The following is a 21,436-nucleotide window of genomic DNA, read 5'->3' as shown; positions in this document are numbered from 1 at the left end:
TAAATATAATAGTATGGGTACGACCATGAGTGAAAAAACTAAATTAATGCCAGATGAAACTACAGTCGAGCGCAAAAATCGTTTGCGGAAGGTTGCCGCTGCAACCATCATTGGATCAATGCTGGAGTGGTATGATTTTTATCTGTATGCATTAATGGCTGCCACAGTTTTTTCTAAAGTTTTCTTTAATCCTTCTGACTGATGCGCAAAATGCAACTTTACTGTCTTTCTCGACTTTCGCAATCGGATTCATAGCTAGACCGTTTGGAGGTGTTCTTTTCGGACACCTCGGAGATAAGTTTGGCCGCAAACGTATGTTGATGGTGACCTTTTGCCTAATGGGGGTTTGCACAACAATTATTGGACTCATCCCTGGTTATGCCACGTTGGGCATTTGGGCACCAGTAACGTTGGTGTTGATTCGAATCTTGCAAGGTCTAGGCGCTGGTGCGGAACTCGCTGCAGCCGCTGTCACAGCGTATGAGCATGCTGACGAGAACAAGCGCGGCAGCCAGGGCGCATGGCCCGCTCTAGGGTTGAACCTAGGGAGGCGCTGATTTATTCGATTTTTCGTCCCTGCAACGCTCTGGAGGCCTTGATTTATCTGGGGGCAACAGCTGGGTTTTAGAATAAATCAGCGTCTCCCTAGGTCTGCTTCTATCGTCGCTGACGGTCTATCTTCTGACGATGCAGGGTGAAGCATTCTTGCTTGCCGGAGGGTGGAGAATCCCATTTGTTGCCAGTATCGTTCTTGTGATGGTGGGGTTGTGGGTGCGCAGAAGCATTCCAGAAACGATTGCCTTCCAGGAGATCAGTGACGACAACAAATCCAAGGTCACGTCGAACACTGGTATAGAAAAAGCGCCTTTGCTGACTTTGCTTAAGAAAGACTTCAAAGGTCTAGTAGTAGTTCTTCTTGTTGCAATTGGGTATAACGCCCTAAGCTATATATTCAAAACCTTTTCACTTGCATATCTCACGTTGTATAAAGGGGTATCTGCAAATACCACTTCACTTTCTGTAACCATTGCCAGTCTAATAGCAATTTTTTCGGTTCCCTGTTTTGGTGCTTTGTGTGATCGCTGGAGCAGCAAGAAAGTATTGATGGCTGGAGGAACGTTATCAGCGATATTTGCGTACACCTTCATGCAACTCCTGGAGACAGGGCAGAGTTTGTGGATATTTATTGCTATAGGCTTCGCAACCGGTGTACTTGCACCGATGATGTTCGCTCCTCAAGGCTCTTTCTTGAGTCGCCAGTTTCCTACAAACACAAGATCGTCAGGCGTTGGTACTGGTCGAGAGATTGGAACTGCCATCGCAGGTGGCCTAGCACCACTTGGAGCGTTATCGCTGGTTTCAAATTCTCCAAAGCACTCAACACATGGCGTTGTACTAATATTGATTTATCAGCGGTTTTGTTGGTCGTGGCTTGCGCATTTGATCAAGGTGGTAAGAGTTCTAGTTTCAAGAACTGATGAATAGGTCTGTCTCTTTTTTCATAGATACTGCGTGTACAGGGTATGGAGAAAATAATGGAAATTGAAAAAGATGAAGTGAGAGTTGAGTTAAAAGAATTGGTTGATGTGATGCGTTTAGAAGAAAGTTATACATCTTTCTTGTCTGGCGGTATCTTTTCAATAGACCAAGTTGCAAGTGATGTATACGCTTTATTAGACGCTACTCAATCCTGTTGGGTTGGTGTGTGCTATTACTTGCAAAGGCGATCTTCTTCAAAAGAAGATCGCCTTGGTATGCAAGAAGAATTTAAGGAGCTTTTAGATCTTTTGGAGTTCGAGAAGCAATTTAGCGTTGTTCGGGCTCACACTAGATTGATTCCTTTAGATGCCTTTTCGATATTGACCCACTTTTATAGGGTGCTACGTATTGAAGAAATTTTATGTAAGTATAAAAATATTTTAAATCGGTATGAACATGTTTGATTTTACTTCTTTTTATCACGCAGGCCATCTGCAAGTTTTATTAGCTGTTCCAAGTCTTCAATAGTCTCTAGTTGAAGAGCTTTTTCAGTTAGGTTTTGTCGGAGCATATGGATACGTTGAGCTGTAGAGTCTTGTGGTGGAAGTATCTCCATCGGAGATACTCCGAATAGGTCTGCCAACCTAAGCAGATCTTCGATGTTAGGCATAGTTTCAGCTCTTTCATACCGGCTAATGGTATTAGGCTCGCAGTCTATGAGTTCTGCCACTTCAGACTGCTTCAGCCCCTTACCTGTGCGTAGCAGCTTCAGGCGAGCGGCGACAAAATCGCGCATGATTTCTGATCCCTTTTTGGAGCCAGAGAGCATCAGCACTGACGCTCTAAAAAAAAACACCAGAAATAGATATTTTTATTCATTTCTGGTTGATTTTTTTTGTGTTTGCTCTATTTTGTTATCTACAAATCCATCACCTGCTGGCCATCCCATGGCCCAGTCACAGATGGAGCTGGTTTTCATCAGCACACCACTCGCCCCTGCGCTCAGCGGTTTGGGAATTCGAAAGAGCGCCTGATCAAAAGGATCCGATTATGAAAAATTGGCGTGTTTTGATGCACAATTCCTCCGTTTACCAGTCACTTATCACGTCGATCGAGCGATTGGGTGTGGAGGTGTACTCCCCCACCAGAAAGACCTCTCGCAAACGCACGGATCGTCCCTCATCGATAGAGAAAGAGGTGCGCTTGTTTCCGGGGTATCTGCTGCTGCGCTTCGATCCCCAAGTGACGCATACCACCACCATCACAGCATTGAATGGTGCTCATGGGTTCGTTCAGTTCGGCGGTCAAACTTGTGAGTTTGGTGGTCAAGCGTGTGTCATGCAGGACAGCACAGTAGAGGCATTAAAGGCAGCGGCTTTGGTTCGTTCCAACCGTGCGCTTGATTGCATCGAGTTTCGTAATTTGCCGACTGAGCTGGAAAAGACGCTGCGTCTGATCATCGACATGAAATCTGAAGCTGCGCGCCGAGCAGCGTTCTTTGCGCTCCTGGCCCAGGACGCAGCGTTGGAGCGCCTTGTTAGACGATCCGGCACCCTTTGCTACTCGATGGTAAATGCCGCCTAGGCTTTACCACTTTCCACGATTTCCCTTTTCACCGCCTGGTCTAGCCAGGCGGTGTTTTTTTGCGTTCTCACAACCTTCAGGAGTTCCCATGGCGTCATCCGAAGATGAAGCAACCACCAAGACAGTAAGCGTTTATATCCGAGCGGTCAGGGTGGAGGCGCTGAACAAAGCTGCGATACGGGTGAGCTATGAAACCAAAAGCCCCAGGCAGATTTCACCCTCAAAGCTCGCTCGCTATCTGATCGATAATTTTCTTGAAATGGCCGTTGAGCAGTTGATTGAAGATTCCAAAAAATCGGCACCTGGCACGCCTCTTACTGTTACTGACTAGAAGGAACCTGCAATGCTCACCACCAGTGCCTTTCTGGCCCTGGCCATGCAATGCGCTCCCTCGATACACCCAGCCACGCTTACCCCCATCGTCAAGACAGAATCCTCCTTCAATCCCTATGCCATTGGCGTGGTCGGCAAAGTGTTGCCGCGTCAACCGCAAAGCCTGGATGAAGCCGTTTTGGCGGTGAAAAAGCTGGTCGCGGAGGGGGCTGACTTCAGCATCGGCCTGGGCCAAATCAACCGGCAGCATTTCGATGTCAGCCGACCCGAACCTGTATTTGAGCCCTGCACCAACCTGCGCATGGCAGAGCGAGAGCTACAGGCCTGCTATGTAAAGGCCAGTAAAGCCGATCCGGATACGCAGGGAGCTTTGCGCAAAACCATTTCCTGCTACTACAGCGGCAACCTTAAACGCGGATTCAAGGCCGAGGCCGCTTTTAGCGGTAGCAGCCATGTGCAGCGTGTATTGGCTAATGCAGGCGGTACCACCGTGACCGTCCCGGCTCTGGAAGGCGGTTCAGCTGAGCCAAGTCAGCTCCAGCGCGCTCAGGCCCCGGGGTCCACCGTTGAGCCGACCTACGAAAGCTGGGACGTGCTGCGCCAGTACCCGCGCTATCTGCCGCCTGCCCCACCGCCTGTTTCTGCTCCATCCGCTGCACCTGCTGTTCCGGCTTCACCCCCTGAACAACCTTCAAATCACCCTCAAGAGGATCAATGATGATCAAACGTACCCTTGTGCCCAACAAAGGCGAGCTGGGCATTCTGCTGGTGGCCTTGGCTTGTCTGCCCGGCATCGCTTCCGCTGACTGGCTCAGCACGTTGAACCAGTGGGGCAGCAATATCCGCCTGGGCCTCTACACCCTGGCGGGAACCCTGGGCCTGGTTTGCCTGATCTGGTCAGGTGCCCAATGGCTGATTGCTCGCTCCACGGGCGACCGCTCGCACACTTTCATGGACTACTTGCAACAGGTGGGTGTGCTGCTGGTTGTCGGTGGCTCAGTGGCCTTGGGCACGGCGGCCTGGCAGGTGTTCGGCACCGGCGTGCCGGGTTGACCAGGAGCGCTTATGGCCAGTAACGAAGTACTCAAGAAACTGACCTTCGAAAGCTACAACGCCATGAGTCGGCCTGCGATGTTCTGGAACATTCCCATCATGCCCATGGTGGGGTTGCTGATGGGCGGCCTGGTCTTCGGTGTGGCCGCAACCTTCCTGCTGTCCTGGGTGTGGGGCCTGGTCGTTGTCTCCCCGTTCCTGATTGCCCTCATCGCCTTGAGGGTCGTGGGCCTGATCGATCCGCAGTACCTGCGACGTATCCGCTTTGCGCGGCGACGTCTCTGGCTGAGCCTCAAGTACGGCAAACCGTTGTTGCTGACCCCCTTTAACCCGCAATGGAATGAATTCTATGGCGCACGATTTTCACAAAAGCGTTATGCCCCCGGAAAAGAAAGCGCCATTGATGCGCTATCCGGTCCACGAACACATGGTGACACTGCCCGGCAATCGCCTGGTGAGTCTGATTCAGTTGAAGGGGGTTTCCAGCGAAACCCGCAGTGATGAAGAACTGATCCAACTGTTTCACAACCTCAACCGCTACTTCCTGGCCTTGGGCAAAAAGGAAGGCAAGCACCTGATGCTGCAAACCTACATCACCAAGACGGGCATCGAGCTGGACACGCAATACACCTTGCCGCTGCCCGCCCTTCAGGACTTTGTGGACGCTTACACCGCACCGTTTCGCAACGGCACCTTCTTCCAGGTTGGATACAGCATTGCCCTGATCCTCAAGTACCGCGAGGTTGATGAAGGGATCGAGCGTATGAGCGACCTGTTGTCACTTTCCTCTACGTTGCTGGCCGAATATGACCCGGTCATCATGGGCCTTGAGGAAAACGAACACGGTGCATTGTTCTCACAGATCGGGCGCTACTTCAGCCTGTTGATCAACGGGCACGAAAAAGACGTGCTGGTCAGCGACACCCGCTTGGGTGACGCGATCATTGATAGCGTCACCAACTTCGAAAACTATGATTTTGTCGAGAACCGTCCCAACCGGGGTGGCCAGCGCTTTGCGACGACCTTTGACCTGCGCGACTACCCCAGTGGCGGGACCTACCCCGGTATGTGGGACGAGGCCATCGAGCAGCAGTTCGAGTTCACCCTGGTGCAAACGTTTCTGTTCGAGGACCGCAACAAGGCCAAGGACAAATTCAAAAAGCACGTGGCGGACCTGGGCTCGGTCGAGCGCGATTCCAGGCAGACCGAGGAGCTTGAAAATGCCATCGAGGCCATCACCCTGGGCGACAAGGCGTTTGGTCGCTATCACGCCTCCCTGATCGTCTTCGGCAAGACCCCGGACCAGGCCATCGAGAACGGCACGAAAATGGCGTCGGTGTTTACGGTGCGTGACGCGACCTTTGTGCGTTCGACCATGAGCAACATCGACACCTGGTACACGCAGTTCCCCGGTGTGACCGAGGCCATGTACCCCATGATGAAATCGACCGAGAACCTGGCGTGCAGCTTTTCGCTGCACTCCACCCCCACGGGCAAGGTCAAGGGCAACCCCATTGGTGACGGGACAGGCGTCATGCCGGTGCTGACGGCCAACAAGGCGTTGTATGTCCTCAACGTGCACGACAGCCCGCCCGGTCAGAACAACCTCGGTGAAATGCTGCCAGGGCATGCGGTCTTCACGGGCCAGACGGGGGTCGGTAAAACCACTGCGGAGGCCACCCTGCTGACCTTTCTCAGCCGCTTCGATCCGCTGATTTTCGGTATCGACTACAACGAGTCGCTGAAACACCTGCTGTGTGCACTGGGGGCCGAGTATTACACCGTGCAGCTGGGGCACTTCACCGGCGTCAACCCGTTCCAGTTTCACGACAGTCCTGCATTGCGGCAAATGCTGTTTGACCTGGTGCTGTGCTGCGCCGGTGGACCTGACAAGAGCAATGACGCTGACCAGAAAAGGATCAAGGACTCTATCGAGGCGGTCATGGCGCACACCAACGTGCGCAATCGCAGCATGTCATTGCTGCTGCGAAACATCCCCGAGCAAGGCGAAAACTGCTTGCGGACCCGGCTATCGAAATGGTGTCGCCTGGCCGGTGAGGGCCGTGTAGGGCAATACGCCTGGGTACTGGACTCGCCGGTCAACCAGTTCGATGCGCAGACCTACCGGCGTCTGGCTTTCGATTGCACGCAGCTGCTCAAAAACAATTATGCCGAGAAACACCCCGAGGTCATGGAGGCGTTTCTGAACACGCTGTTCTACATGAAACGCGAAATGCACGAAGCCCGCCCCGGCAATCTGCTGTTGAACGTAGTGGCCGAGTATTGGGCACCGCTGTCATTCAAAAGCACGGCAGACGCCATCCAGGAGGTCTTGCAGAGCGGTCGTATGCGCGGGGAAATCCTGATCATGGACACCCAGTACCCCGAGCAAGCGCTGGCGACGAAGTATGCTCCGGCGGTCATTCAGCAGGTGATTACGCCCATCTGGCTGCCCAACAAAAACGCCCAGGCTAAGAGTTACGCCAAGTTTGGCGTCACGGGCAAGCTGTTCGAAGCGGTGCGTGACATGGGGAAACTCAGCCGGGAAATGGTGGTGCAGCAGGGGCACCAGACGGTGAAGCTGAAGATGGAATTGGGCGGCCCACTCAAGTACTGGTTGCCGTTGCTGTCGGCCACGAAAATGAACCTGGCGGTCGCCGAGCGTATCCGGCAACACCTGGGCACGACCGATCCCAAGGTCTGGGTAGACGCTTTTCTGGTGGCCGAGGCCGTTCGCCAATGGCTGAACACCGACGATCCCGCTGTATGGCTGCCTGCGTTCGACTACGCCGACAACCTGCGCCAGTCCATGAACACGCGGGATGCACAGCGCTGGATGCCGGCCTTCCAGAAGGCCTGGAAAGCACTTCAGGAACACAACGAAATGGAGAATGCGTCATGAAAAAGCAGATGCTGGTTTACACGCTGAGCGCGGTCATAGGGACGGCAGCCCTGCCTGCGACCTACGCAGCAGTACCAGGCGTTCCGGTCCTGGACCCGTCTACCCTGCTCACGCTGAGGGCGAATGCGTTGGCCCAGGCTAAGCAGGCCATGGATGCACTGACCACGGCCAAGGACGCCATCCGCGAGACAGCGCAGCAGTACAACCACTACAAGAGCATCATCACCGGCAACGACATGCTGGGTGGGTTCCTGAACGATCCCGCCTTGAACAAGGTGATGCCCATGGGGGACTGGGCCGATGTCTACGGCACGGCACGGGACATCGCCAGTTTGCGTGACCGCTACGGCTTAACCTCGGATAATGCCAGCGTGCAGGCCAAATTCGACCAGATGATGTCGGTGGTCGATGCGCTGGAGCGCAATTACAACGCCAGCACCGAACGGGTCAAGAACGCCGAGTTCCTGCGGGCACGGCTGAACGAGGTGACGACCCCACAGCAGAAGGAGGATTTACAGCTGCGCTACCAGCAGGAGCTGATCGAGCTGCAAAACCAGCAGATGCGGCTGGCCAACATGCAGATGCTCCAGCAGCAGCAAGAGAAAATGGAAAACGAAAAACGGGCCCAGGCGTTCAGTGACTACATGAACGGTAAAACGAGCGTGCGGCCCAGCTACGATTGATTCACCAATAAATTCAAAAGGGAAGATGACCTATGTTTAAAAGAATGACTGCTTTTTCTTGCTTGGTGTTGTTTGCACTGGCGCTGTCGGGTTGCTTCGATAGCAAAGGGGATGGATTTGTTGGGCGATGGACTGGAGAAAACATGAAAAGAATGGGCAAGCCAACCTTTGTCATGGATATCTCCAAAGACGGAGAAATGTTTCACGTAAACCTTGAAACCACAGATGATATTTTGGGGCATGGCAAAAGGGAAAAAAGCATGCAGCGATTTGAAGCCAAGGCGGAGTCGGATAGTGTCTTAAGCATGGCTAATGGTCTTGTAACCATGCGTTTGGAAGGCAACGTCATCTATTTCGATTACATCACCTATACCCGAGCAAAATAACGGAGGCGGCATGGACGTAACAAAGATAGCCCAGACGTTGTTCAATTTCGTTGATGCTGCTCTGCAAAGCGCCTTGGTCACCGGGATGGCCAAGGTGATGCTGGGGCTGGGAGCGCTCTTCGGGACGATGTGGTTGATCCACTTCACGCTTCGCAACATGCAATGGCTGTACCGGGGGATGAACGTTGCCTTCGAGGATGTGGCCAAAGAAATTATGAAAATGGCTGCCATTACCGCGTGTGCGTTCAGTGTGCATTGGTACGTACAAACGATTGTGCCCTTTATCACCGGCTTTCCCAACTGGATGGGGGGAATCTTGTCCGGCCAGGAGGGCACGCAAACCAACCAGATCGACAGTTTGATTGTTACTTATGCGTCGAACCTGAGCGCCCTGATAGGGGCTATGGAATTCAATATCGTAACAACCAGTTTTGCTAAAATCTGGTTGGGCATTCAGGGGGTGGTGTTTTACGTGCTGGGCGGTATCCCGTTCTTGCTGGCTGCCGTGGCTACGCTCTTTGTACTGAAGGTGTCGACAACGGCTGTCGTGGCCGTAGGGCCTTTGTTTATTGCCTTTCTGCTGTTTGATCAGACCCGGCAGTATTTCTGGGGGTGGGTTTCAGCCATCGCAGGCTTCATGTTGGCCCAGGTCCTGATATCGGTTGTGCTGGCAATCGAAATCGGCTTTATCAACACCATGATGATTAAAGATGGAACGTTGACGACCACCCTGGAGGGGAATCTCACCATCCTGATTGTCTTCTGCACGTTCACAGCGCTGGTCATCGAACTGCCTCAGCAAGCAGCCTCCATCATGGGCGGTGGCCCTTCCGGTGGCGGAATGATCAGTAAAATTACAGGATTTGGTGCTGCAAGAGGCATGACTCGTGGTGCCGCCGCCGGCATTTCCAAACTGCGGAGGGGACGCAACAACATCAAATAACACCCCGATTTATCGTTACCGGCTACATCCTCTCCCTACTCGCAACACCCTCGCTTCTCTCAGGTACTCCACTATGAATGTCAAACTTGCTTTGAGCGGGCTGCTTTCGGCTGCCTTGCTGTCAGGGTGTGGCTCTGCACCCAAGCTTTCCGAACCGGAAGGGCAGTGGGAAGACATGCCCTTCACCCACAAGCCTGCACCTGTACCAGCCGCCGTGATACCGGCTACGCGCCCCGTGCTTGGCCAGGTACGGCCAGCGGCAAGCCCCGCGCCCCAGGCCCAGCCGCTCAAGACCACCAGTCAAAAGCGCCCGGCAACTGCCGCAAGCGCCTCCCCGGCAAAGCCCGCCGAGGTCCCGCCCAACGACTCCAAATGCTCCGCGAACTGATCCGCGCAGCGCGTGTTTGTCCCGTTTAGGTGATCTATGAAAAAGTTTCGAAAATCCAAACAGGACGTGATCGATCAGGAGCGGCAACTGACCGCCCGTACCAGCATCGACGCGGCCACCGCACAAGACATCAGCCTGGCTGAACAGGCATTCATCCACGCAGCGCGGTATTTCGAGAAGAACATCGCCGCCGACGAGAAGGCCAAGACCAAAAACGCCCGTCGCCTGGCGGGCTTCTTTGGTGTGCTGACCTTTATGTCGATCGCCGCCGTGATGGGCCTGACCCCGCTCAAGACCGTGCAACTTGGCCTGGTACGGGTAGACAACAACTCCGGCTACACGGACGTGGTGTGGGCCGACGACAAAGGCAAGCCACCGGAGCAGATCGATGACGAGTTCTGGCTCTCGACTTATGTACGGTTTCGCGAGAGCTACAACTTCTCAAGCCACGACGCAGAGTTCGGCATGGTGGAGCTGATGTCCTACGGTGAAACATTTACCGAATACCGCAATTTCCAGTTGTCCTCCAAGGGCTATCTGGAAGTGCTGGGGACCAACCGGCAAATACGCACGGATATCAACAATATCAACTTCCTGGAACGCAAAGATCGGGAAGGCACCGCCCAGGTGCGACTCACCAAAACCGTGCTGGACCGCAACGGCGTCCCCGATCCCCAGTTGGCCCCGGTGACCTGGGTGGCGACGGTGACCTACGACTACAAGAACCCGGCCAAAAAAGCCGGTGACCAATGGCTTAACCCCCGTGGCTTCGGGGTCAAGGCCTATACGATGACCCAGGAAGTGGGGGTATCCAATGGTAAATAAAGCCGTTTCAGGCCTCACCGCCTTGTTGCTTGTGACGTCCGGCCTGCCGGTCTTTGCCGAGAGCATGGGCACCGGCTCGACGCTGGACCGGCGCGTGCAGACCGCTGTTTACAGCCCGGACAACGTGTACCGCATCCAGGCCTCGGTGGGTCGTACCTCGCTGGTTCAGCTTCCGGCCAATGAGACGATCAATGAGGCCTCGGGCTTGATGGTGTCAGGTGATCCCAAGGCCTGGTCCATCGGCCCGAACAAGGCCGGTAACCTGGTGGCCATCAAGCCCATTACCGACCAGGAGCCCAACACCAACCTGGTGATCAACACCAACCGGCACACCTACCTGCTGGAACTGAAACTGGTGACTCGGGCTGCGGACATGACCTACGCGCTGCGCTTCACCTACCCCGAGCCGCCGAAAAAAACTGGCGCTGTACGCCGTGACCCCGGCAACCCCTGCGACGGCCCGGTGCAAAACGGCCCCTATCAGAAGCGCTCCAGTGCAGAGAGCAGGTCCATAGCGCCCTATGAGGGTTGGGACAACGGCATGCTGACCTGCTTCCGTTTCACCGGCAACGGGCCGCGCCCGGTGCTGTACCAGGTATTGCCCGATGGTACTGAAACCCTGGCCGACGCGCACAACGAACAGAACGTGGTCGTGGTGCATGGGGTCAGCCGGCTGTTTCGGTTCCGCCTAAACGGCTTGGTTGTAGAGGCCCGGCCTACCGTTCAGGTGAACACGGGGTACAACTTCAACGGGACCACCACCGGCGAGATTCGGGAGCTCAAGCATGCAGAACAATGACAACGACCAAGCCCCGGCGAACACCCCAGGGCCGGACAGCATCGGGCCACCCGAACCCGCAGCGACCCCGGAACAGGCAACGGCCTCCGAGCCTGCCAGCACCCAGGCCCGTGGGGCCTTTGACGTGCGGACCAAACGCACAGGCGATACCCAAAACAGGAAGACGCTTTACCTGAGCCTGGCCGCGCTGGGGTTGGTGGGGCTGCTGGCTGGCGTAGGGCTCTGGTACTTCACCATTTCCCAGATGAAAACCACCGGCTCCGAGGTCGATGAAACCCACGTCAAGAAGGACGCGACCCTGGACGTCAATCAGGTTAGCGACGACAGCATGAAAAAGGCACGGGAAGCCAAACTGGCCGCTGACAAAGCCGAAGAGGACAGGAGAGCCCGCGCTGAAAGAGACCGATTGGCGAAGGAGGAAAAGGATAAAAGGGATGCCAATCGCGGATCGATCGATCAGGGACATGCCGCCAGTGTGCCACCACCGCCCGGGCAGAACACACCGGTCGTGGAGACCCCTCGGCAACGCAAACTGGGGGCTGCGATGTTCGTCACCTCGGAAGATGCGTTGGGCACCGGCGCTGCGAATACTCAGCCGCAACAGCCGACCAACGATCAGTCTTCCCTGCCGCCTTCATTGCTGGCTGACGTTCAGGGCGGATCGAGCGGCGGTTTGGGGGGGAATCGCCCTCCAGAAAACGCAGCAGTCTGAGTGACCTGGGCGGCACCACCTTTGCCCCGGCCAAGGCGTACCTGGCACCGAACCGCAAGTACCTGGTCAGCCACAACACCTACACGCGCTGCGCGCTGTACAACGAAATCATCAGCACCCACCCAGGGCTGGTGGATTGTCGTCTGACCGATCCGCTGTATTCCGCCGATGGCTCCACGGTGATTGCGGCGGCGGGTGACAAGCTCACCGGTGAACAGACGGTTGAGGTTGGGCCAGGCGAAACCAGCGTGTTCACCACCTGGACCGAAATCGAAACCCAATCGGGTGTGCGGGCCAAGATTGACAGCCTCGGTGCAGGCCCCATGGGAGCCAGCGGGACCGAAGCCTGGATCAATCGCCACTACATGCAGCGCTTTGGCGGTGCAGTGATGTTGTCGTTCATCCAGGACGCGCTTCAGGCCGCGTCCAACACCACGCAGAAAAGCTCAGGGTCTGGTGGTTACACGGTGAACAACAGCGAGCAGAACGTGGAGAGCATGGCCAACAAGGCGCTGGACAGCACCATCAACATCCCGGACACCGCGCACCTGCTGCCGGGCACGGTCATCACCGTCATCGTGGCCCGCGACATCGACTTTTCATCGGTTTTCGAGAACCGCTAAGGAGTATTCATGACGCAAGAACAAGATCACTCGCAAGACCCTGAGGAACAAGGGCTGACCGAAGACACGCTGGTCCTGGACTTTCTCGCCCAGGCAGGCGTCACCGAGCGCCTGAATCGCCCTGGCACCCAGGACGTGGCCATTAACCGGCCCTTTGAAATCTGGGTAGACGGTCCAGACGGCTGGGTGCGCGAGGACGCGCCCTGGCTCACCTACAGCCTGTGTTGGCGGCTGGCCAATGCACTCTGTGCGCTGAGATCCCGCGTGCTGGCCCCTCATTCACCGATTCACACCGTTAAATTGCCTGGCGGGGAGCGGGGCCAGATCGTCATGGCACCGGCGTGCGAGGAAGGCACCCTGTCGATGACGTTTCGCAAACCCTCCTTGCTGCGCTTCACCCATAAGGATTACGTCAACAGTGGCCGCTATGACCGGGCCAAGGCCATCGCTTCACCGGTGGTGACCCTCAAGCCCTGGCAGTGCGACATGAAGGACGTTCACGCTGCCGGCGACTGGGACTCGTTCATGGAAACTGCCGTCGCCCATCTCCAGAACATCATCGTGTTCGGCGGGCCAGGGTCGGGTAAGACCACCTACGGCAAGACGCTGATCGACCTCTTTCCGGCTCACCGGCGCATGGTCACGATCCAGGAATCACTGGAAGACTCCCTGCCGTTTCATCCCAACCATGTGCATCTGCTTTATAGCGATGTGGTGACGCCCAAAGCGCTGGTGGCCAGCGCGCTACGAATGAAGCCCGACCACTTGTTCCTGGCCGAGCTGACTGGAGACGAGGTGTGGCACTTCATCGAGATTCTGAACACCGGCACCAAGGGCACCGTGACCACGGCGCACGCCAACGACAGTGAAGCAGGCTATGCCCGTGTGTGCGGCCTGGTAAAGCAGTCGGAAGTCGGCAAGGGCTTGGACTACGCTTACATCGAGCGCCTGGTCCGCACCTCATTCGATGTGGTGGTGTACATGGAAAAGACGGACATCCTGGAAGTGCATTACGAACCTGAACACAAGCTGGCCTTGCTCAATGGTCAGCGTCAACGACGCTAAATAGGAGTGTGTCATGTGGTTGAAACGGATTTTTACTCGGAAGTTTGCAACACGCGGTAGCGGTAAGCGCCTAGCAGAAAGGCCTAAGCCACCCACGCAGCCATACGTTCTGCTGCTCAATTACTCACAGTTCTACGCAGTGGCCGAAGCCATCCAGATGGATTACGTCACGCTGCACAACAGCATTACGCGCAATCCTGCACACGGCCTGGAGAAAGCCCTTGTAGAACGCGAGCGGCACAACCGTGATGCATTGGGGCAAGTGTTCAAGATGATCGAAGCGATCCAGCCTTATCCGAGGACGTTTGCAGCCTTCGAGGCTGCACGTGCTCACGTTCAGAAGGCCGAGCACACGCTCGCCCGGCAGGGTGATAGGAGACGTTTATGTGGTGGAGACTGACATTACTGGTCATCGCATTGATGCTGGTGTTCTTCGTGGCAGGCCTGTACGCAGGGGGAGCTATGTTTTTGCAGCTGACCCAAGGGCACTTCGCGGGCCTGTCTTGGGACACGCTATGGGAGGCCCGCAAACTGCCCTGGAACGACCGGCGCATGCTGTACGTGCCGTGGTCATGGTGTGTGACGGCAGCCCTGACGTTCCTGCCGGTCGGCGTTACGTTGATGGCCGTTTTCGTGCGCTTGAAGCCCAAAACTTCGTTGCACGGTGATGCCCGCTTTGCCAACGACCGCGAGCTGCGCCAGTTCGAGTACCAGGGCGAGTACAAGAACACCAGTAAGGCCCGCAAGTAGGCTTTACGCTCACTACATGTATTCAGACAACAGACGAGGCATTACGATGACCACCGAAAAAGTGCTCGCAAAAAGTGACGCAAAAGACGTACTGGCGCTCTCGAAGGCATCAGCAGAAGCCATCTTGGCTAACTTCACCACTACCATCGAGTTCGCGGCTGCGCAAACCGACGATGAGGTAAAAGCGTTTATCGAGAGGCTGAACACCGGCCACAAGGGGAGCTGGAGCACGCTCGCCAATAGTGAGTCAGGCTATGCCCGTGTGTGCGGACTGGTGAAGCCATCACAGGGCACCAGTAAGACCCGCAAGTAGGCATTACGCTCGCGTCACCCCCTGATACATCCGCATTTTCAAACATCCCCATGCAACGCCACACAGTCAGCTACCAGCCGCCTGGCGTTTGGCTGTGCCTGGCCTTACCTATATGAGGTGTACCGTGCTGCTACCTTTTGAGCTGGACCCTGAAATCATTCAACACATCATCCATAGTCAGGCCGGATCGATCGGCAAGGCCATCATCGAGCTGGTGATGAACTCTGTAGATGCCGATGCCACCGCATTGCGCCTGACCATGACCAAAGAGGGCTTTCACTGCGCTGATGACGGTCGCGGATTTGCCAGCCGCAATGACGTGCTGCGCTACTTCGGACGCTTTGGCACACCGCACCAGGAAGGCGATGCCACCTATGGCCGGTTTCGCCTGGGCCGGGGTCAGATCATGGCGCACGCCAAAACACGTTGGGCTTCCAACGATTGGCAGATGACCGTTGACACCCGCTCGATGGGCTACAACTACGAGCTGGACGATCTTGAACACGGCGCACCGGGTTGCTCCATCGAGGGCATCTGGTACGAACCGCTCAACGATTTGGAGTTGATGTCTGCCGTCCAGGAGATTCGTGACCTGGTGCGCTACACCCGCATCAGCGTTGAACTTAATGGCCGTCTCATTACCCGCGATCCTGCAACGGAAAAGTGGGACTTTGAAGACGAATACGCCTATTACCGGGCCAAGGAAGAAGGCGCGGTTTCGATCTACAACCAGGGCGTGCTGGTCCGTCACGATTCCTCGCACCTCTGGGGGGCTGGAGGCCTGATCGTGACCAAGCGGGCGATTGCCCTCAACGTCTCTCGTAGTGAGATACTGCGCAAGACCTGCCCGGTCTGGAAAGCCATCGCCAAGGTGTTCGGTCCGCTGGCTGATAAGGTCTCGGGGGAATTGGGTGGACGCCGCAAGACAGAAGCACGTCGAGCGCGATCAGCACTGTCGTTGCTCAGCGGTGCAGCTGATGTGGCCAAAATATTCTGCCATGAAGAAGTCATGACGGTTCTGCCAGGCAAACGGCATATCACCCTGATGGATTTTATTGGCAAGGCGTTTCGTGAACACAAAGGCACCTACACCGTTGTTTTAAAGGGCAGTGACATACCCAAGGGCGAAGGCATTGCCGGGCAGCGCATCATCCAGGTACTGCATCCGCAAACGCTCGACCGCTTCGGTTGCCATAGCGTTGAAGATTTTGAAGATGTGCTGGAACGGGTGATTGCCAATGCCAGACCTGCCGTCAGTCACTGGTACCGAGACCTGAAGGTGCCCCAGTGCGCCGCTTTCGCGACGGTCAAGAAGGCTTATGTCGAGCGAACATCGATTGTCGATGAGAAAAAGGCGCTGGACAAAGAAACGCGCCGGGCCTGGATAGCGTTGCGCTGGTGCCTGCAACACTATGCCGGTGCGTGTGTGGGGGCTGAACGCTGGAAGGATGGCACCGTTCGGCATAGCAAAGACCTCCTGGCGGTGTTGCTTGGTGAATCGAACACCAGTGAAGCGTGGACGGATGGTAAAACATACCTGGCCATCAACCGCACTATCGTCCAACGCCTTAAATCTGAGCCCATGAAAACGGCGGCCTATATCTTCGGGCTGGTCGAGCACGAGGTGGCGCACCAGGGCGACAGCCTGGCGTGCGGGCATGACGAAGCGTTCTATCAGCGTTTCCATGACATTTCCCTGCGCATGGCACCCGAGCGTCAGCGGTTCATGCACAAGTGGTTGATGAAATACACCACGAGCATGGAAATGGAAGGCAAGAAAGCGACCGGCAGCGCTTGGGGAGAGCTTCACCTGGTGAGGCGTGTAGGCACTGGACGTATGAAGCGCGGCTTATCGGACGCCATCGAGGACGATTCGGCGGATCCGATCGTGAGCACGCCGGTGCCGGAGCAGGACATGGCCTTGCTCAGCAGGATCAATGCCGGGTTAATTGATAAGGGCGTCTGCCCACTGCCGCCCGACTGGAACAGGGTCATCGAGCAGGCCAAGGCCGATCAGGTGGCGAACAGCGAGCGGTTGCGCGCTAAACGGGAAGCCGATGAGGCTGAATATGAGCGGATCAGTCAGGCGCTTGATGAGGCCACAGAGAAGGCGAAACCCGAAGTTGCCCGGATTCTGGACATGCCGTTAGCGGACATTCCAGCCGGTGCCCTGGACTACCTCGGTCATTTGCTGGCCACTGGAAGCGATGAACAGGAGATACGCAGCGAATGGGAATGCCAGTTCGGACAGCCGGACTTCGATGATGATCCCTATGACTATTTCACCGAAGAGGAGCTGGCCGAAGAGCAGGCCCGCAGCGACCAGTTCAATCAGGAGCAATTGGCTGCTGAACAGGACGATCCACGCCGTAAGTTAGCTAAGGAATACCACGTCATGGTCGAGCCTGGCGAAACCTGGTGGGTGCTTGAACGCAATGCTGCCGCTGCCGGTTTCTGGCGTGTCGAGGACTATTTGAAGTGGCGACATGCCGATCAACAGCTACTCGATAACTCAAGCGAGTGCTGTGCAAATAAGTAGCCGCCTCGCCGCCTGATACACCTGCATTTTCAGACCATCCCCAATGCAACGCCACACAGTCAGCTACCAGCCGCCTGGCGTTTGGCTGTGCCTACTCAAAGGAAATATCACGATGAACGTTCGAATCACACTGACCCTGTCCGCTGTGTTCATGCTGTCACTGACCGGCTGCGCGACTCAGTCACAGCTTGATCGACAGACGAACCAGCTCGAAGTCATCAGCGCCTCGCTCAAGCAGATACAGGCCAACCAGCAGCAGTCCATCGAGCTGCAAAAACTCCAGGCTGATCTTCAGCAGCAAAGCAACAACGAACAGACGCTTCAGCGTCAAGCAGGGGGCCGCTGATGGGCAAGGCTAAATCGAAACCCATCAGCCCGGACAATCCCCAAGCACGGATCGAGGAGCACCCCGCGGAGGATTCGTTTCTGGTGGCTGCTCCGCCAGGTTCCGGCAAGCCCGTAGGGGTGGTGATTCCTAATTTGCTCCGTTATCCCGATTCGGTTGTCGTCCACGATCCCATCAAGGATTCCATACAGCGTATGTGATTAAGCATGCTTAGAGGAAACAAGAGAATACGATTATGACAATCATCAAGCACACGACTAACCCAGCAATTTTTGTTGGAACCTCCGACGAATTCGACACTGCTCAAGATGGAGAATTTTCGGCGTCTGGACTCTGGTTTTTTTATGTTTGCGGCAAAGAAGGGGGACTAGCCTGCTTATCGGCAGAGGATGCGATGCAGGCAGGCGAAAAGGAATTTTTCAGAAGAACCGAAAACGAAATTCGAGATTTCTTACACAGCGAGGTCTACGCATTAAAGCAGCGCTTGGCGTGTCAGATCGTCCCAGTGGCAGCGCCCGAACATGATGATGCGTTGGGTGATTGGATGGTAGAGGGGGGCTTTGAGACGAATGAACCGTATTCTGGACCGTTAAGCGGGCTAGGGTTAAGTCTGACCTGTTTCGCTGAGTTCGAAGGCGCTCCTTTAGGCTATCGCTTCGATGCCCTGCCAGGTTATCGACCGTTGATGGATGAAGCGTATGAAGCGCTGGCCCATCTCAAAGCAGCGCAGCCTGTGAGCGAGGTGTGTCAACCCTGGACGCGATGGATCATCAATGCCTTAAAAAGGGACCACGATATCGTAACGCTGGAAAGCGCCAATGATTCGTGGCTGGAACTCGCTTTTGGCGACCACATTGGGGAAGCCATACACATCGAGCAATCCTGTTGTGCAGATAGCATGGAGGTGAGCCGCTTGGATATGAATGGCAATAACTCATATCTAGAGCATGTTGAAATGTGGATCGAAGACATTTCAAATCAAGCGCGGCTGGCGATCAAGGGACAGATCACCGCTTGCCTTCATCCGTACCGGTTCAAGGGAGGCGAGTATCTGGCCTTTGATTTGGACGGCGCAGAGGGAAGTTTTTCACTTACCTTCATGGCGGGTCAACCTTATGAATTGAACGACATCACCCCCTGGGTACCCGATATGTCTGAGGCGCTAGCCATGGCGGCGGCAGTTGCTTTACGCCTCGACGCATTGGTCAAGTTCAGTCCTGGCTTGAGGGTAGATCGCTATGAAACCTTTTAACAAACCCTAAGGAGGCGCTGATTTATTCGATTGTTCGTCCCTGCAACGCTCTGGAGGCCTTGATTTATAAGGGGGCAACAGCTGGGTTTTAGAATAAATCAGCGTCTCCCTAAGAGGAAATATTAAGATGACCACCGAAAAAGTGTTAGCAAAAAGTGACGCCACCGGAAGCGATGAACAGGAGATACGCAGCGAATGGGAATGCCGGTTCGCAGAGCCTGAAGATATTCCAGCCGCAGCGCTGGAGTATTTGCTGACAACCGGCGGCGACGCGCAGGAGATGCGCAGCGAAGACCAGGCCAATCTGGAGCAACTGGCTGCGGACCAAGCAGATGATCCACGCCGTAAGTTCGCTAAGGAAAACCACGGTATGGATGCCGATCAATTGCTACTCGGATTATTGCGGGGACTGCGCAAATAAATAGCCACATCGCCCCCTGATACACCCGCATTTTCAGACCCTCCCCATGCAACGCCACACAGTCAGCTACCAGCCGCCTGGCGTTTGGCTGTGCCTACTCAAAGGAAATATGACGATGAATGTACGTACCGCACTGACCCTGTCCGCAGTATTCATGCTGTCCCTGACTGGCTGCGCGACTCAGTCACAGCTAGATCAACAGACGAACCAGCTCGAAGTCATCAGCGCCTCGCTCAAGCAGATCCAGGCCAACCAGCAGCAGTCCATCGAGCTGCAAAAACTCCAGGCTGATCTTCAGCAGCAAAGCAACAACGAACAGGCGCTTCAGCGTCAAGCCGGGAGCCGCTGATGGCCAGAGCTAAATCCAAACCCATCAGCCCGGACAATCCCCAAGAACGGATCGAGGAGCATCCCGCGATCCTCATTGGCAAGCACCCCACCAAGGACACCTTTTTAGCCAGCTATGGCCAGACATTCGTCATGCTGGCCGCGCCCCCTGGCACCGGCAAAACGGTGGGAGTCGTTACCCCCAATCTATTGAGCTACCCCGATTCGGTGGTGGTGAACGACCCCAAATTTGAAAACTGGAGGGACACGGCAGGTTTTCGGGCCGCAGCCGGACACAAGGTCTACCGCTTTTCGCCGGAGCTTCTGGAGACGCACCGCTGGAACCCGCTGAGTGCACTCAGCCGCGACCCGCTGTACCGCTTGGGGCAGATACGCACGCTGGCGGGTGTGCTGTTCGTCTCGGACAACCCCAAGAACCAGGAGTGGTACAACAAGGCTGCCAACGTGTTTGCGGCCATCTTGCTGTACCTGATGGAAATGGAAGGCATGAAGCTCAATGGTATGAAGCTGACCTTGCCCCAGGCCTATGAGGTGGCGTCACTGGGCACCGGGCTCGGTGTGTGGGCGCAGCAAGCCATCGAGCAACACAGCACTGGCCCCAACGCGCTGTCAGTGGAAACCCTTCGAGAGCTCAATGGCGTGTTCGAGGCCTCGAAGAACAAGAGCAGCGGATGGTCCACCACCGTCGATATCCTGCGCGGTGCCTTGTCCATGTATGCCGAGAAAACGGTGGCCTGGGCAGTCTCAGACACCGACATTGACTTCACCAAGCTGCGTAAGGAGAAGATCAGCATCTACTTTTGCGTGACCGGTAACGCCATCAAGAAATACGGCCCGCTGATGAACCTGTTCTTCACTCAGGCCATTCAGCAGAACACCGATGTGATGCCCGAGCAGGGTGGTCATTGCGCAGACGGCACGTTGATACTCAAGTATCAGGTGTTGTTCGTGATCGACGAAATCGCGGTCATGGGCCGTATCGAGATCATGGAAATGGCCCCGGCGCTGACACGCGGTGCAGGCCTTCGCTACATCATCATTTTTCAGGGCAAGGACCAGCTACGCAGCGAGCGCACGTATGGCCGGGAGGCTGGCAACGGCATCATGCAGGCCTTTCACATCGAAATCGTCTACGGCACCGGCAATGTCGAGCTGGCCAAGGAGTACAGCACGCGCCTGGGTAACACAACGGTGCGCGTCCATAACCAGTCGTTGAACAGACAGAAGCATGAAATCGGTGCTCGAGGTCAAACAGACAGTTACAGCGAACAGCCCCGACCGTTGCTGTTGCCGCAGGAGGTCAGCGCCCTGCCTTACGGCGAAGAGCTGATTTTTGTGGAAGCCACAAAGACGACGCCCGCTGCCAACATCCGAGCCCGGAAAATCTTCTGGTACGAAGAACCCGTGTTCAAAGAGCGAGCGGGTATGCCGACGCCCGATGTGCCGAGTGGCGATGCTTCCAAAATCGACGCGTTAACCGTACCGGTGCGCACCGTCGAAGCCAAGGTGGCAGTGGCAGACACCAAGCCCATGCAGGCCGAACAACGGCAGCGCTGGAATCCCAGAGACACCAACGCTCAGGCAATCGAAGTGGCTAAGGCCGCAACGGACAAGGCACCGCCAGTTGAGGTCGAGCCGGATCCCGAGCCTGCGCAGGCTGACGATACCCCCGAAACGATGTAGTCCCCCCAC

General features: G+C 55.7%; 24 protein-coding genes and 4 pseudogenes. 27 read left to right on the top strand and 1 reads right to left on the bottom strand.

Annotated elements, in window-relative coordinates:
* Positions 1-25: 25 nt before the first annotated feature.
* From BLT55_RS29490 to BLT55_RS33160, 3 genes and pseudogenes are all read left to right on the top strand, one after another.
* Positions 26-545: pseudogene (locus tag BLT55_RS29490) on the top strand (MFS transporter); the annotation flags it as partial.
* A 103-nt stretch (positions 546-648) separates the two neighbouring features.
* A pseudogene (locus tag BLT55_RS29485) lies at positions 649-1,478 on the top strand (MFS transporter); the annotation flags it as partial.
* Between the two features lie 57 nt (positions 1,479-1,535).
* Positions 1,536-1,943 (top strand): hypothetical protein, encoded by a 408-nt coding sequence (locus BLT55_RS33160; RefSeq protein WP_074801880.1) that lies wholly within the window; start codon positions 1,536-1,538, stop codon positions 1,941-1,943.
* A gap of 2 nt (positions 1,944-1,945) precedes the next feature.
* Here BLT55_RS33160 and BLT55_RS29475 read toward each other — a convergent pair whose 3' ends face one another.
* Positions 1,946-2,275 carry a helix-turn-helix domain-containing protein gene (locus tag BLT55_RS29475; RefSeq protein WP_055001845.1) on the bottom strand — a complete coding sequence of 110 codons (330 nt, stop codon included), beginning with the start codon at positions 2,273-2,275 and terminating at the stop codon, positions 1,946-1,948.
* A 254-nt stretch (positions 2,276-2,529) separates the two neighbouring features.
* On the opposite strand from BLT55_RS29475, the gene BLT55_RS29470 reads away from it, so the two are divergent.
* From BLT55_RS29470 to BLT55_RS29355, 24 genes and pseudogenes are all read left to right on the top strand, one after another.
* The gene (locus tag BLT55_RS29470; RefSeq protein ID WP_055001841.1) at positions 2,530-3,063 is read left to right on the top strand and encodes a transcription termination/antitermination NusG family protein; all 534 of its coding nucleotides are present in this window, start codon (positions 2,530-2,532) and stop codon (positions 3,061-3,063) included.
* A gap of 88 nt (positions 3,064-3,151) precedes the next feature.
* Positions 3,152-3,394: a hypothetical protein gene (locus tag BLT55_RS29465; protein WP_055001842.1), complete on the top strand. Its 243-nt coding sequence runs from the start codon at positions 3,152-3,154 to the stop codon at positions 3,392-3,394.
* 12 nt (positions 3,395-3,406) lie between these two features.
* Positions 3,407-4,114 carry a lytic transglycosylase domain-containing protein gene (locus BLT55_RS29460; protein WP_055001843.1) on the top strand — a complete coding sequence of 236 codons (708 nt, stop codon included), beginning with the start codon at positions 3,407-3,409 and terminating at the stop codon, positions 4,112-4,114.
* Complete coding sequence (locus BLT55_RS29455; RefSeq protein ID WP_055001846.1) at positions 4,114-4,449, top strand: hypothetical protein; 336 nt, start codon at positions 4,114-4,116, stop codon at positions 4,447-4,449. The genes BLT55_RS29460 and BLT55_RS29455 overlap by 1 nt, the downstream gene beginning before the upstream one ends.
* A 12-nt stretch (positions 4,450-4,461) precedes the next feature.
* Positions 4,462-4,950: a VirB3 family type IV secretion system protein gene (locus BLT55_RS29450; protein ID WP_055001844.1), complete on the top strand. Its 489-nt coding sequence runs from the start codon at positions 4,462-4,464 to the stop codon at positions 4,948-4,950.
* Positions 4,853-7,351 (top strand): VirB4 family type IV secretion system protein, encoded by a 2,499-nt coding sequence (locus BLT55_RS29445; RefSeq protein ID WP_223862799.1) that lies wholly within the window; start codon positions 4,853-4,855, stop codon positions 7,349-7,351. Before BLT55_RS29450 ends, BLT55_RS29445 begins: the two co-directional genes overlap by 98 nt.
* Positions 7,348-8,034, top strand: coding sequence for a P-type DNA transfer protein VirB5 (gene virB5 / locus BLT55_RS29440; RefSeq protein ID WP_055001144.1), 687 nt, complete (start codon positions 7,348-7,350; stop codon positions 8,032-8,034). Before BLT55_RS29445 ends, virB5 begins: the two co-directional genes overlap by 4 nt.
* A gap of 32 nt (positions 8,035-8,066) precedes the next feature.
* A complete protein-coding gene (locus tag BLT55_RS29435) occupies positions 8,067-8,420 on the top strand; it encodes a hypothetical protein (RefSeq protein ID WP_055001143.1) in 354 nt (117 codons plus the stop codon).
* A gap of 10 nt (positions 8,421-8,430) precedes the next feature.
* A complete protein-coding gene (locus BLT55_RS29430; protein WP_055001142.1) occupies positions 8,431-9,363 on the top strand; it encodes a TrbL/VirB6 family protein in 933 nt (310 codons plus the stop codon).
* A 73-nt stretch (positions 9,364-9,436) separates the two neighbouring features.
* Entirely contained in the window at positions 9,437-9,751 is a 315-nt protein-coding gene (locus tag BLT55_RS29425; protein ID WP_074801871.1) for a conjugal transfer protein, read from the top strand.
* A 36-nt stretch (positions 9,752-9,787) separates the two neighbouring features.
* Positions 9,788-10,576: a VirB8 family type IV secretion system protein gene (locus BLT55_RS29420; protein ID WP_074801868.1), complete on the top strand. Its 789-nt coding sequence runs from the start codon at positions 9,788-9,790 to the stop codon at positions 10,574-10,576.
* A complete protein-coding gene (locus BLT55_RS29415; RefSeq protein WP_054999218.1) occupies positions 10,566-11,375 on the top strand; it encodes a TrbG/VirB9 family P-type conjugative transfer protein in 810 nt (269 codons plus the stop codon). Before BLT55_RS29420 ends, BLT55_RS29415 begins: the two co-directional genes overlap by 11 nt.
* Positions 11,362-12,710: pseudogene (locus BLT55_RS29410) on the top strand (TrbI/VirB10 family protein). Before BLT55_RS29415 ends, BLT55_RS29410 begins: the two are co-directional and overlap by 14 nt.
* Positions 12,711-12,719: 9 nt before the next feature.
* On the top strand, positions 12,720-13,775 hold the full coding sequence (gene virB11, locus BLT55_RS29405; protein ID WP_054999220.1) for a P-type DNA transfer ATPase VirB11: 1,056 nt from the start codon (positions 12,720-12,722) through the stop codon (positions 13,773-13,775).
* Between the two features lie 139 nt (positions 13,776-13,914).
* Positions 13,915-14,175, top strand: coding sequence for a hypothetical protein (locus BLT55_RS29400; RefSeq protein ID WP_244159033.1), 261 nt, complete (start codon positions 13,915-13,917; stop codon positions 14,173-14,175).
* Positions 14,160-14,525 carry a hypothetical protein gene (locus BLT55_RS29395; RefSeq protein ID WP_004667995.1) on the top strand — a complete coding sequence of 122 codons (366 nt, stop codon included), beginning with the start codon at positions 14,160-14,162 and terminating at the stop codon, positions 14,523-14,525. The genes BLT55_RS29400 and BLT55_RS29395 overlap by 16 nt, the downstream gene beginning before the upstream one ends.
* Before the next feature lie 46 nt (positions 14,526-14,571).
* Positions 14,572-14,838, top strand: a complete 267-nt coding sequence (locus tag BLT55_RS29390) for a hypothetical protein (protein WP_055001028.1) — start codon at positions 14,572-14,574, stop codon at positions 14,836-14,838.
* A gap of 124 nt (positions 14,839-14,962) precedes the next feature.
* On the top strand, positions 14,963-17,377 hold the full coding sequence (locus BLT55_RS29385; protein WP_074801862.1) for an ATP-binding protein: 2,415 nt from the start codon (positions 14,963-14,965) through the stop codon (positions 17,375-17,377).
* 112 nt (positions 17,378-17,489) lie between these two features.
* Entirely contained in the window at positions 17,490-17,723 is a 234-nt protein-coding gene (locus tag BLT55_RS29380; RefSeq protein WP_055001579.1) for a hypothetical protein, read from the top strand.
* Positions 17,723-17,896 (top strand): annotated as a pseudogene (locus BLT55_RS29375) (type IV secretory system conjugative DNA transfer family protein); the annotation flags it as partial. The gene BLT55_RS29380 and the pseudogene BLT55_RS29375, both read left to right, overlap by 1 nt.
* Before the next feature lie 62 nt (positions 17,897-17,958).
* Positions 17,959-18,975, top strand: coding sequence for a hypothetical protein (locus BLT55_RS29370; protein ID WP_074801859.1), 1,017 nt, complete (start codon positions 17,959-17,961; stop codon positions 18,973-18,975).
* 127 nt (positions 18,976-19,102) lie between these two features.
* Entirely contained in the window at positions 19,103-19,396 is a 294-nt protein-coding gene (locus BLT55_RS29365; protein ID WP_060406909.1) for a hypothetical protein, read from the top strand.
* A 115-nt stretch (positions 19,397-19,511) separates the two neighbouring features.
* Positions 19,512-19,745, top strand: coding sequence for a hypothetical protein (locus BLT55_RS29360; RefSeq protein WP_054999199.1), 234 nt, complete (start codon positions 19,512-19,514; stop codon positions 19,743-19,745).
* Positions 19,745-21,427 (top strand): type IV secretory system conjugative DNA transfer family protein, encoded by a 1,683-nt coding sequence (locus BLT55_RS29355; protein ID WP_054999200.1) that lies wholly within the window; start codon positions 19,745-19,747, stop codon positions 21,425-21,427. Before BLT55_RS29360 ends, BLT55_RS29355 begins: the two co-directional genes overlap by 1 nt.
* Positions 21,428-21,436 lie beyond the last annotated feature (9 nt).

This window comes from Pseudomonas cannabina, from assembly GCF_900100365.1.
Lineage (GTDB): Bacteria > Pseudomonadota > Gammaproteobacteria > Pseudomonadales > Pseudomonadaceae > Aquipseudomonas > Aquipseudomonas cannabina.
Note: the sequence above shows the minus strand (reverse complement) of the source record. Positions and strands in the feature narration are given on the sequence as shown.